This window comes from Magnetococcales bacterium, assembly GCA_015232395.1.
Taxonomy (GTDB): domain Bacteria; phylum Pseudomonadota; class Magnetococcia; order Magnetococcales; family JADFZT01; genus JADFZT01.
Genome location: JADFZT010000107.1, coordinates 1 through 12,080, shown reverse-complemented (window position 1 = coordinate 12,080; position 12,080 = coordinate 1). Strand labels below are relative to the sequence as shown.

The 12,080-nt window shown below is 54.2% G+C and carries 8 protein-coding genes; 2 read left to right on the top strand and 6 right to left on the bottom strand.

The annotated features are described in order from the left end of the window. Positions 1–239: 239 nt before the first annotated feature. Complete coding sequence (locus HQL52_18570; GenBank protein ID MBF0371449.1) at positions 240–3,494, bottom strand: tetratricopeptide repeat protein; 3,255 nt, start codon at positions 3,492–3,494, stop codon at positions 240–242. A gap of 543 nt (positions 3,495–4,037) precedes the next feature. Here HQL52_18570 and HQL52_18565 point away from each other — a divergent pair. Next, the gene (locus HQL52_18565) at positions 4,038–5,024 is read left to right on the top strand and encodes a transporter substrate-binding domain-containing protein (protein MBF0371448.1); all 987 of its coding nucleotides are present in this window, start codon (positions 4,038–4,040) and stop codon (positions 5,022–5,024) included. A 17-nt stretch (positions 5,025–5,041) separates the two neighbouring features. Then, a complete protein-coding gene (locus HQL52_18560; protein ID MBF0371447.1) occupies positions 5,042–6,436 on the top strand; it encodes a cation:dicarboxylase symporter family transporter in 1,395 nt (464 codons plus the stop codon). 10 nt (positions 6,437–6,446) lie between these two features. On the opposite strand, the gene HQL52_18555 is transcribed toward HQL52_18560, so the two are convergent. The 5 genes from HQL52_18555 to HQL52_18535 form a co-directional block, all read right to left on the bottom strand. Continuing rightward, complete coding sequence (locus tag HQL52_18555; GenBank protein MBF0371446.1) at positions 6,447–7,721, bottom strand: cation:dicarboxylase symporter family transporter; 1,275 nt, start codon at positions 7,719–7,721, stop codon at positions 6,447–6,449. 2 nt (positions 7,722–7,723) lie between these two features. Then, complete coding sequence (locus HQL52_18550) at positions 7,724–8,527, bottom strand: transporter substrate-binding domain-containing protein (GenBank protein MBF0371445.1); 804 nt, start codon at positions 8,525–8,527, stop codon at positions 7,724–7,726. 50 nt (positions 8,528–8,577) lie between these two features. After that, positions 8,578–9,120, bottom strand: a complete 543-nt coding sequence (locus tag HQL52_18545) for a hypothetical protein (protein MBF0371444.1) — start codon at positions 9,118–9,120, stop codon at positions 8,578–8,580. A gap of 24 nt (positions 9,121–9,144) precedes the next feature. Continuing rightward, positions 9,145–9,486 carry an efflux RND transporter permease subunit gene (locus HQL52_18540; protein MBF0371443.1) on the bottom strand — a complete coding sequence of 114 codons (342 nt, stop codon included), beginning with the start codon at positions 9,484–9,486 and terminating at the stop codon, positions 9,145–9,147. Positions 9,487–9,857: 371 nt separating this feature from the next. Then, a complete protein-coding gene (locus HQL52_18535) occupies positions 9,858–11,903 on the bottom strand; it encodes an HD domain-containing protein (protein ID MBF0371442.1) in 2,046 nt (681 codons plus the stop codon). Positions 11,904–12,080: the final 177 nt, after the last annotated feature.

Below are 12,080 nucleotides of genomic sequence, written 5' to 3'. Positions count from 1 at the left end.
TCCCCGGATGATGACTCGGTCAAAGCAGGAATATTTGAAATTGATGTTGGGTTTGAACTGATTCAGAAATAATTTCATGACACCCTCCGTTGCTGAGGGCACTATCGTGAACTCGGAATCCGGAAGGCTCAAGCCTTTGGCGCGTTTTGAACTTCAGTTCGTTAAGGATCACTGGGCGCAAGGGGGAGCATGGCAGCATATCGCCTGGAACGACTCTTTTCGGGTTTGACGCAACCAGATCAACTCTCCTGATGCACTTGGTCCCACTCCCCCTGCACAGCATCCGCATCCCGCTTTCGGCCCAGCTGGGTGAAGAGGTCGATGGCTTCCTGAAACTTGCCATCGGGGGATTCCCCGCGCTGGATCAATAGCTGTGCCTCCAAGCGTGTGACCTTGCCCAAATCCGACTCAAAATTATTTTCAGCCGCCACCCTGCGGGCAACTTCCAGGTGCTCGCCTGCTTTGTTGGGGCGTTCCTGGCGCAGATAAACGTTCCCCAGGGCCAGTTCGTTGGCGACGATTTTACGGTGCAGGCTCAACTCCTTGTGGATACGCAGTGCGGCCAGGAGAGCGGTTTCCGCTTCATCCAGTCGTCCCAGATCGATATGACAGCGCCCTTTGGACATGAGCGCTGTTCCCGCCCCAAAGCGGTTGCCGACTTGCTCCATCACCTCGAAGGATTTATCAAAATAATCCAGAGCCTCTTCCAGTTTATCCATCTTGTTGTGGCAATAACCCAGGGAGAGGTAGACATTGCCGATTTGTCGCTTGTTGCCCACCCGGGTGAGAAAATCCAGGCTTTTGAGATTGTATTTCAGTGATTCGTCAAAGTCGCCGGCATGCTCCCGAATGACGGCCAAATTGTTGCAGACATAGGCGATTTGCTCAGTGGCTTGGGCTTGCTCAAAAATATCCAACGCCTTCAGAGCCAATCCCGTAGCCTCCTCATAGGAGCGCATGCGGTTGAGCACCCAGCTTTTGTTCATGAGCAAAAGGCCGGTCTCCACAGCCTCGGGAAATCCTTCCAGATAGGTTTCCGCCTGACAGTAGACCGAAAGCGCCTCTTCCTTGTTGCCCTGTTTTTCTTGCAGACGTCCGATATTGCGCAAAACATCTCCCTGTTGCAGAGGGGCTTCCAGCTCTTTCAGGGCCAGGCGCAGGGAGTCGATGGCTGCTTCCATGCGACCCATGAGTTCCAGGGCTTGGGAGTGGTGGATATGTAGATCCGCCAGGGAGGGCTCCGGGGAGGCGACTTCCGAAACCAGGGAGAGAGCCTGGCGGAAATAGTGGTCGGCGCTGCCGTGGGCATAGGCCCGGAAGGCCTTAAAACCACTCTGTACCAGGAATCCATAAGCTTGATTGGCCTCACCGGCTTTTTGATAGTGGTGGGCCAGCATTTCGTAGTGATCTTCCAGGCGGCTGGCAAAGAGTCGGGCGATCTCTTCGGCCACTTGCAGGTGATAGGCCCGTTGCCGTTTGTGGAGCAGCGTGGAATAGATGGCCTCCTGGATCATCACATTGCGAAAACTGTATTCCACCTCGGGAAAGGATTTGGACTCGAAAACGATATCCATCTCCACCGCCTGGGCCAAATGATCATCCAGATCGCTCGCCTGGGTGAGCCGCTGGAGCAGGTCCAGTTTAAAAACCGGTCCGATGACGGCAGCGATGTGGAGGATCTCCTTGAGGTAGGTATCCAGACGATCCACCCGGGAGATGATCAGTCCCTGTAAGGAGTCGGGGATGGTAATCTCATCCAAGCCTTTTTGAACGCGCAGGCAGCCCTCATCGCTGAAGGTCACCACCTCCTCTGCCACCAGATTGCGGACGATCTCTTCGATAAACATGGGGTTGCCGTCGGAACGGGCACGGATCAGATGCAGGAGTTCTTCCGGCACGTTATCCACCCGGAAAAAGTGACGGGCCAGTTCGTCGCACTCGGTGGGGGAGAGGCTTTGGAAAACGATTTTTTCGGTCTGGTCGTCGAGAATATTGCGGGCGATCAGCGGCAATTTATAGGAGCTGTGATCTTTTTGTGGCCGCATGAGCATGAGCATCATGATGGGGGCATCACGCAGGGTGTCGAAAAAGAAAGCGAGCAACTCCACGGTAATTTCGTCGGCGTGGTGCAGATCTTCCAGGACCAACAGCAGGGGTTTTTGGCGGGCGATACCCTGGAAAAACCAGCTCAGGGATCGAAAAGTGGCCATCTTGATCTCCTGATCGTCCATCTGGACCACCGGTACATCCAACTCCTCTTCGAGCGAGACCCCCAACATCCGACCGATAAAAACGATAGCCTCTTTGGCTTCCTGGGAGAGGGTGTCGGCATCCAACCCCAGCAGCAGTGGCAAAAAGTGCTTCACTTTTTCGCCGACGGAATCCTGGAGATCATCGCCGTCGATGTTGAAGAGGCCCTTGAAAATCTGGGCAAAGATAAAATAGCTGGTGGAGCGGCCAAAGGAGTGGCAGATACCCTCGATCAGCTGCACCTCCCCTTCGGTAAACTGGCTTTTCATCTCCAGTTGAATACGGCTTTTGCCAATGCCTGAGTCCGATATCAGGAAGATCGCCTGGGCCTTGCCGTTGGTCACCCGGGAGACACACCGCTTGAGAATTTCGATCTCTTTGCTGCGGCCCACCAGAGGGACGGCGGTATCCACTGATTTGGCGGAACGGGATTTGTGGGGCTTGGCGGCGAGCACCTCGAAGACGGCCACCGGATCCTGCTTGCCTTTGACTTTGATGGGGTCGTGCTTTTGATATTCAAACTGGTGACGGGCAAAATTGTGGGTATATTCCGAGATAAAAATTTGTCCGGTTCGGGCGTTGGATTCCAGACGGGAAGCCAAATTGACCGTATCCCCCATCACCGTATAGTCCATCTTTTGGTCCGACCCCATGCCTCCGGCAATGACCATGCCGGTGTTGATGCCGGTATGGAGCGCCAGGGGCTTTTCCAGTTTGACCGGTAGGGCGTTGCTGTACTCCTCCATCTCCTTTTTCATGTCCAACGCCGCACGGATAGCCAGTTCCGGATCATTTTCGTGAGCCACCGGCGCACCAAAAATGGCCATGATGCAGTCACCGATAAATTTGTCCACATACCCTTCGTAGCGCATCACGCAGTCGGACAAAATTTTCAGGGCACCATTCATCACGGTGGTGACCTCTTCCGGGTCGAGCTTTTCGCTCATGGCGGTAAAACCGGAAATATCGGCAAACAGGACCGTCACGTTGCGTCGTTCAGAATCCTGGACGATGGGTGGGGAGGCGGGCTGGTGGGAGGGGAGCTGATTCCCTTGAGCTGGAGAGTGAGGTTGGGGAAGGCCGGCGTGTGTCGCCATCAAAGCGCCGCCACAGCCACCACAAAATCGGTCGTCGCTCTCTACGGAAAAACCGCAACGGTGGCAAATCGGTCTCAGAGGAACGCCACATTGGGTGCAGTATGTGATCCCCTCCCGATTGGAAAAACGGCAATTTTGGCAAGACATGGACTTTGTTCCCTTTACCATTCTAAAAGCGGATGCACCCAAAGTGATGGGGGTGACGGGAAATGGGCCGGCTGCCATTGATTCCAAATTGGTATTGAAGCATTAACGAGTCAGTGGCTGCTTTTGCCCTGGACTAACAGTGGGCACAAGCCGGAATCGAACGGTTGACGACAGGCTGATCTCCGATGCCGATAGCGTATCCAAAAGAGGCTGATTTATCGACAACGATCATTCCCTCCCATCTGAATCTACGGGGTTTCCGACATGATTCCAACCCTCCGTTAACAGGGTCTGTTCAATGAATGGTTGAGCTATTGATGATCAGAATAGGCTATAAATGTTTTGCTCTACCAGGCAAAGAGGGAGACGGTGTTGCAACCTGATCTTGAACGCGCCATTTGGAATTGTTCACCATCTCGTCAATAATGGCAGAACCACCAGGGACGAACGGCAGGCCGTTCAACAGGCCTGCTGCCAGAGGTGTTCCCCTGACCAGCCCACTGACCCCGTTCCCGGGAAACTCGTCAGCCAAGAGAGATCATCATGGTTATTCATAGGTCGGCCCATCTGCAAAAAACAGGGCATGGGATCGTTTTTGTCGTTTTGCTGGCCCTTTTTTGCTTCCATCCCTTTCCGGCCTTGGCAGAGACAGAGCCTCAATCTTTACCAACCTCTCCCAAGGTCATGGAAGCGGCTTTTTTTACAGCCAAAGAGCCCCCCATCCCCCCTGGGGATCAGCAAAAAAAATCAACAAATCCCCCTGATATTCAGCGTATTGTTGAACGTGGCGAACTCATTGTGGCCATGTATCACCGGGATACCCCCCCCTTTTATTATCGCAATGCCGAAGGAAATATGGATGGCATCGATGTGCGGCTGATTACCGGTTTTGCCAAACAGATGGGGGTGGGGGTTCGGTTTGAAAGAAGCGCCAAAACCTTCACCGAGGTGGTGGATCGGGTGGCTACCCATCAGGCCGATTTGGCCATCTCCAAGTTGGGGATGACCTTTGCCCGAGCCATGCGGATCCGCTACAGCCAACCCTATATCCATCTGCGGCAGGCTTTGTTGATGAACCGACTGGTTTTGGCGGGTCGCAGTGGGGGGGGGGATCGATCGGAAATAATCAGAAACCTGGATGGCAAGCTGGGTGTCATCGCCCGCTCTTCTTATGTGGACAATGCCAGGATTCGTTTTAAAAAAGCCACCATCGTTGAATTCGATACCTGGAATGAGGCCGTGGAAGCCGCCACCCGGGGGGAGATCATGGCGGCCTATCGGGATGAGGTGGAGGTCAAAACAGTTGCACGTGATCACCCCCACAAAGCCTTGCGGCTGCTGACGGTGGTACTGACCGATGCCAAGGATCCCAAGGCGATCATCACGCCGTGGGACAGCCCCAACCTGCTGGCCCTGGTCGATTTTTATCTCCACAGCCTCGATCTCAACCTGACCGGTGACCAAATTTTAAATCACTATGATGAAGTGATTGAAAAAATCGACTCTAAAATCAAGGATGTCATCCGGTAAAGGTGTGAAACCAGGACATGTCCGAAAAATCAAGATTTCGAAATTTTCTTCACTTTTTAAAGAGCCCCTGGGCCGTCCTGGTGGGAGCTTCCTGTGGGGTCTATCTCGGCCTCTGGCAAGAGGAGGTCGTGCCCGTCATTGCTCCCCTGGGCCATGCTTATCTCAGCATTCTGAAAATGTGTGTCCTGCCCATCCTGGTAACGGCCATTTCCGTCAGTCTGGGGCGTCTGATGCGCTCCGATGTCAGTGGTCCCTACCTCAGACGCATGGCGATTATTTTTATGGTGGCCATGCTGCTGACGAGCTTGGTGGGTATCCTGAGTGGTGCCGTTGGCAAACCCGGTGTGGATCTGGATCAAAAAACCATGGCCACCTTGGGTACCATCATCCAAAAAGAGGCCGATAACCCGGTTTTGGAGGTGACCCTGTCGGAGCAGGTTGCCAAGGTCGAGGGGCCCCTCTCCCTGGGGAGCATTTTTTTGGGTATGCTGCCCGATAATATTTTTTATGCCCTGAGCGTAGGCGCCAACATGAAGGTTTTGGTGTTTGCCCTGTTGTTCGGTTTGGCCGCAGGCTTTATTGAAAGCCACTCTGCGGATGTTCTGTTTGACTTGCTGGAAGCCATTCATCGCACTTTTGAAATATTGATTCGCTGGCTGATCTATGCGCTCCCTTTTGGGCTGTGTGGACTCCTCGCCGACCAATCCGCCAGTGTGGGGGTGGAGATGTTTTTGGCCATGACCCGGTTTGTGGGGGTGGCGTGGATCGCTTTTGGGGTGATGTTCGTTTTCAGTGGTGGGATCGTTTTTTTTCGCTCCGGACAAGCCATGGCGACCCTGTTTCGTACTCTCCGGGATCCGGCCATCATTGCCTTTGCCACCGGCAACAGCCTGGCGGCCATTCCCTCCACCATCCGCGCCATGGGGGAGGGGGGCTTGCGGTTTGAAAAGCGCTCTGTCGGTTTGCTGGTCCCCCTGAGCGTGACCCTCTGTCGATTTGGGCCGATTCTCTATTTTGCGGTGGCGGGGATTTTTGTCAGTCAGCTCTATCAGGCCCAATTGGGGCTGGCTCAGATGGCCATGGTGATGGTCGGCGCCGTGCTGGCGGGGATGGCAACGGCGGGTGCGGCTGGTGTCGCCACCCTGGCCATGCTGGCGGTGGTTTTGGACCCCTTGGGGCTGCCTTTGGATGCGGTGTTGGTGCTGTTCGTGGTGGTGGATCCTGTGACCGCCCCGTTTCGCTCTCTGACCAATGTCTTGACGGCTTGTGCGGTGACGTCCCTGGTGGCCAAACCGGGATTTGATCCGAATCTCTATTCCGGTAAAAACGACCGCAGGCAGAGGGCTACTCAGACCAAAGCAGAGCGCCGGGTTTTAAACAACGCAAAAAAACCGGATCACGCCCAGGCTTGATACCCAACTGTCAGGATCGGGATGACGGCTGTGACCTCTCTTTGCGGCAGACCAAAACCGTGAGGGCGCAGTTGGCATAGACCGTGACCAACACCAACATCGGCACCAGGATGGAGTCGATGGAGGTGATCAAAATAATCGCCTCCTGGCTGGGCAGCCCCATAAATTGCAGCACCACCCCCAGCATGCCCAATCCCGGCAAGCCCGCCAAGGCTGCCATGCCCGCCAACATGGCCCCAATCCAGACGACGATCAGATCCTGACCTGCCAGGGGTACGCCATATAGCTGGGCTGTAAAGAGGGTGACCAGGGCAAACTGAAAGACCGAACCGTGACGGTTTAAGTTGATGCCCAGAGGGTAGATCAGGTTGGTGCTGTCCCGGGGGAGGGAGAGCCCCTGCTGGAAAGTTTGGAGAGCTGAGGGAATGGTGGCAAAGGCGCTGGATGTCAGGGCAATGACCAGGGGCTGGCGAAACAGTCGAAAGGTATTGATGAAACCACCACCCACCGCCCACCAGATGGTCAAGGCATAGACCGCCACCAACAGGGCGCTGCCTAACATACAGGCCAGAATGAGGTCCAGCAAAACCACCAGGATATCGGTGCCGGTTTGGGCAATCTGTCCGGCAAAAAGCCCCACCAGACCGATAGGCAGGGCGTAGAGAACCCCAAAAATAATTTTCAGGAAGACCCCATAAACCCCTTCCACCATCACCAATACCACTTCCCCCGCCTCCCCTCGGGATCGACCCAGGGCAATGCCGAAGAGGATGGAAAAAAAGAGCACCGCCAAACTCGGACCCTGGCTGATGGTGGCGACGACATTTTTGGGGACTATCTCAACCAACAGCCGGGCCAAAGTGGGTTTTTCCATCGGCTGCAGGCGTTCCTCATCCGGGTGCTCCATGGCAGGCAGATGTTGACCCAGGGTGGATTGGGCCTCCTGATCATGGCCGATGCCTGGTACCAGCAGATGCCCCACCAATATTCCGACTCCTGCCGCCAGCATCAAACCGCTGACATGGAATATCAGCAGGCGTTTGATGTGAACAGGCGGGGCGTTGGGGCCCAACAGACGACCCAGGCCAGAGATGATCGCAGTGATCAGAAGCGGCAGGACGCACATTTCCAGCAAGGCCAGATAGACCTCGCCGACAGGCTCCAGCATCAGGGCCAGGGGTTTGTTGGTGACACCGATGGTGGTGCCGATGATCACCGCCGCCAACACCACCCAGGGATTCATCATCCACGCCAGAGGGTGTTTATTGCCCGGTGTGGTCGTCATGGTTAGCGGGGCTCTTCCCTGTTTTCCAACCTTTGATCAAAAATTTCCCGGGTAAAACGATCATGAATCCGACCATAAAGCCCGCTGGCTTTGATCTGGGCCAAGCCTCGATTGAACGCGTCGATCAGGAGGGGGTCGTGACAGATCAGGCTGAAATTTTGTGGGGGAAAGATATGGTGGGCGGTGATGGGCTGGGTGACATCCACCCGCTCGGCCATCTTGTTGCGATAATATTGAAAAATCATCCCATCCGAGAGCACCACATCCACCCGTTTGCGGTAGAGGAGTACCGGCTGAATTTCATTTTTGAGTCGTTCCCGGTAGTGAAGATTATTCTGGATCGCATTGACAAATTGAGCGCCGAGAATATTTTTCGCCCCCTTAAAGGCGATGATATTCAGGTGGCTTAAATCCTGGATATTTTGGATGGTGAGGCCTCTGGAAGCCAGGGAAATGGCCACGGTCTCCATGGTGATGACCGGATCGGAATAGACCCCCTTGAGACCCGATTCGGTAGTGACGGTGCTGGCACAGGCGACTTTCCCGTCTTGATAGGAGGTGATGCGAGGACCGGCCCGGAAAAAAACCGGGAGCACTTCGTGGCCACCCCGTTTAAAGGCCTGGCGGATAATTTCCATCTCGATGCCGCTGTCGATCTCCTTGATAAAAAACGGCGGAATGGAGATGGATACAGCCACCTTGACGGTTTCAGCCCGGGCGTAGCCAATGACACCAGGGCCTGGGCCTGTCAGTAACAGAACCAGGGCCATGATCCCAAGCCAGATCTTGCTCTCTTTTCTGCTCATGAGCCTGTTCCACTGCCGCTGCCTGCCCTCTGCCCTCATGATGGCCATCCCTATCGGTTCATCAGGTTGTTCATGAAGCGGGTGGGGGAGGTGAAGGAACCAATGCCGTAGTTCATATCACGTGACATGGAGCCCATATTGCGGTTCATGTTGTTGACGCTGCCGGTCATGGTGCCCACGTTGCCTGACAGGAAGTGGATATCCACCTGCATTTTGTCCATATCTCCGCGCATGGCCCGAATATCACCGGCCATGTCGGTCTGAATGCTGTGGATGGAGTTGTTCATGGTGAGCATGTTGTCGTCCATGCCGACGATACTGGCATTCATGTCCACGACACTGGCATCGATATCCTTGATGCTGTAGTTCATCTCTTTCATGTAGCGGGTCATGCCAGCGACATTTTGATCCATGCGAATCACACTCGCACTCATGGCGACCACAGCGCCGGTCATGTCATCCATGAGCTTGACCATCCACAAAAACATCAGCCCGAAGGCCAAGGCCATGGCACCACCCAGAAACATCAGCAGTTTGGATGTTTTTTTGGGAGGCTCGGTGGAGGTGGATCTGTCAGGCCTGTGTTGAGTCATGATGCTTCACCTGCTGGTTGTGCTTCACCCGCTGGTTGTGCCTCTGGCTTTTTCAACCGGTCGTGCCAGGATGAAGTAGAGTAGGGGAATGATCCAGAGCGTTAAAATGGTGGCGACGAACAGACCGAAAATCAGGGCAATCGCCAAGCCGCTGAAGATGGGATCATCGACAATGAAGAACATCCCGATCATGGCTGCAAGGGCTGTCAACACAATGGGCCTGGTGGGCACCGCTCCAGCGAGAATGGCCGCTTTTTCAAAAGCGAGCCTCCTGGCAACTTCACCATGGATAAAATCTACCAGGCGCATGGCGTTGGGCACAATGATACCCGCTGGCCCGATCAGGCCAATCATGGGTGTGGCCATTATTGGCTTGGATCCAGAAAATCGGTTTCCTCAACCTATCAAAGTTACCTCTCCCAGTCGACCATATCCACAATAGCCCGGATAGCCACTCCATGCCCCCCATGGATCCCTTTCAACTCCGTTCAGAAATCCGGCCAAGAGAGGTCCGGGCAGCAGCGTTTTGTCAACTTGAGTCCACCACCTTTTTCCAGAGTGTGACCAAAAGTTGGTGGACGCCCGGGAACGTTGGAGGATCAGACAAAGGGGGTAGACAGAACGACTACCGGAAACAGCGCAGATGGCAGATTTTCAATGCGCTTGAAAGTGAACGCAGGCCAGTCTGTTTTTCGCTGAATCCACACACAGGTGGATGCCCATTTGATATCCCTTTTTCAAGGCCTCTTTGGTTTGCTGAGAAATTGCTCGATGTCGACAGAATCGATCTGTTGGGGTTTTAAATAGCGTTCGGCGTATTCCTGCCAGGCACCCGACCTGAGAAACAGGTCGAACAGATCCGGATCGATGTGACCGTCATTTCTCATGAATCCCATGATTTTCAGGGATTGACTGAGGGTTTTGGGGGGTTTGTAGGGCCGGTCAGCGGCAGTCAGTGCCTCAAAAATATCGGCAATGGCCAAAATACGGGCTTGAACGGACATATCTTCCCGGTTCAATTTTTTTGGATAACCGGAACCCATCATGGTTTCGTGATGGGATCCGGCCATTTCCGCAACTCCGGACAGAATGTGCGGGAATGGAAGTTGGCCCAACATGATGATGGTTTGGATGGTGTGTTCGTTGATCTTGAACCGTTCCTCTTCAGTGAGCGTGCCCCGACTGATGGAAAGGTTGCGCATCTCTCCGTAATCATAGAGATTTTTCGGGATTTCCACCTTAAAACCCCACTCCCATGGTTTGTAGGAAAGCGGGCTTTCCGAACGAGGGATGACATGTTGGGGTTTGTCGGCAATCAGTTTTTCCACCGCTGGCAGTGGGGCCGGTGCAATGCCATCAAGCCTTTTGAGTTCAGCGATGGATAAGCCCAAGCGGTCATCGAAATGCCGCAGCCAGCTTCGGTTGGCGATCTGATTGAGCCGCTCAATACGGGAGGGATCCATGAATTCGCCGCCTTGATTGCTCGTGGCCACAAATGCAAATTCTTCCTCAAGTTCGGCGAATCGTTCATCCCGCTGCTGTTCCAAGGCATCCCGTTCGCTGGGCCGCTTGGCGATTTCCTTCAGGTATTCGATCTCCGCATCCCGGCGCAACACCTCGAAGCGCATGCGAATCTCGTGGATGCGATTGTAGATGGTTTCCAATTTGGTGGCTTTGTCCACCACATATTCCGGGGTTGTGACCTTACCGCAGTCGTGCAGCCAGCCAGCCAGGTAAAAAGCTTTCCATTCATCTTCCGTCATGGAAAAGTCGGCAAAGGGGCCTTCGTCGATATCACAGATGCTTTGGGCCAACAGTTTTCCGAGTTCGGGGACGCGTTCACAGTGACCACCCGTATAGGGTGATTTGGCATCAATGGCGCTGGCAAGAACCTGAATGATCGCTTCGAACAGTTTTTCCTGGTCTTTCATCAGTTTCAAATTGTCCAACGCCATGGCGCCCTGGGAAGCGAGGGCCTCCACAAAGCCGATCAACTCAGAGTCAAAGACGGTGACCTCGCCACTCTCGGGATCCAGTGCATTGAGCAGTTGCAAGACCCCCAATGATTCCCCATGGCGAGACTGCAATGCCACCGTCAACATGGATTCCGTGCGATAGCCGGAGGCGGCGTCAAATTGCCGGGTGCCCACCAGATCAAAATTGCCAGTGTCTCCATAGACATCATCCAAGTGGACCGTTTCCCCGGTCAAAGCCACATGGGTGGAGACAAAGTGATGGATCGGTTCACCAGTCTGCTGGTCGTAGAGGGGCAGGCGTGTATCAGGAAGTTTGTCCGAATCCGAACGGTAGGCAAAAGTCAAAAAGTCATCTTCCGTGCGGATAAACAGGGTGGCCCGGGCGGCGTTGGCGATTTCCCGACCACCGGCGAGGATACGCTCCATCAGGCGATCGGTGTTGGTTTCGGCGGTGAGGCCTATGCCCAGCTCCACCAGCTTTTCCAGCTTTCGCTGGGATAGTGCCAGGGCTGCTGTGCGTTCCACCACCCTTTCCTCCAGGGTTTCGGCATGAAGCTCCAGCGCCTGATGCACTTTGGCCAATTCATCCTGGTGGGACTGAATGCGGGAGTGGGCATCCTTCAGTTTTTTTTCGTTGCGGTCGCTCACCCGCATCATTCTTTTGTTGCCCTTGAACAGAGCCTGATAACCTTCGAGGAGATTTTCCAGTCCATCCCGCAACTCTTGGGGAGAGGCGTCCTCTTTTTTCAGGATTTTCTTCGAGTGCTCCAAAACGGCGTGTTCATCTTCGAACAGGTCAAAACCCATGACATGCCACCCTTATGCGGTTGACGGACTCAGGAGTCATCAAGAATATAAAAAAAAGCCAGAGTATCATCCATTGTTGCCAATTTCATCCATATCCTTTGACCTGGGTTTCTGACGGGTAGACACGGAAATTTGTAAAATCCCGTTTTATAACGGGATGTTGTGCAGGTTATCCCC

Coding starts and splice junctions, on each gene's coding strand:
- HQL52_18570 (MBF0371449.1), bottom strand. CDS start 3,494: ATGTCTTGCCAAAATTGCCGTTTTTCCAATCGGGAGGGGATCACATAC.
- HQL52_18565 (MBF0371448.1), top strand. CDS start 4,038: ATGGTTATTCATAGGTCGGCCCATCTGCAAAAAACAGGGCATGGGATC.
- HQL52_18560 (MBF0371447.1), top strand. CDS start 5,042: ATGTCCGAAAAATCAAGATTTCGAAATTTTCTTCACTTTTTAAAGAGC.
- HQL52_18555 (MBF0371446.1), bottom strand. CDS start 7,721: ATGACGACCACACCGGGCAATAAACACCCTCTGGCGTGGATGATGAAT.
- HQL52_18550 (MBF0371445.1), bottom strand. CDS start 8,527: ATGAGCAGAAAAGAGAGCAAGATCTGGCTTGGGATCATGGCCCTGGTT.
- HQL52_18545 (MBF0371444.1), bottom strand. CDS start 9,120: ATGACTCAACACAGGCCTGACAGATCCACCTCCACCGAGCCTCCCAAA.
- HQL52_18540 (MBF0371443.1), bottom strand. CDS start 9,486: ATGGCCACACCCATGATTGGCCTGATCGGGCCAGCGGGTATCATTGTG.
- HQL52_18535 (MBF0371442.1), bottom strand. CDS start 11,903: ATGGGTTTTGACCTGTTCGAAGATGAACACGCCGTTTTGGAGCACTCG.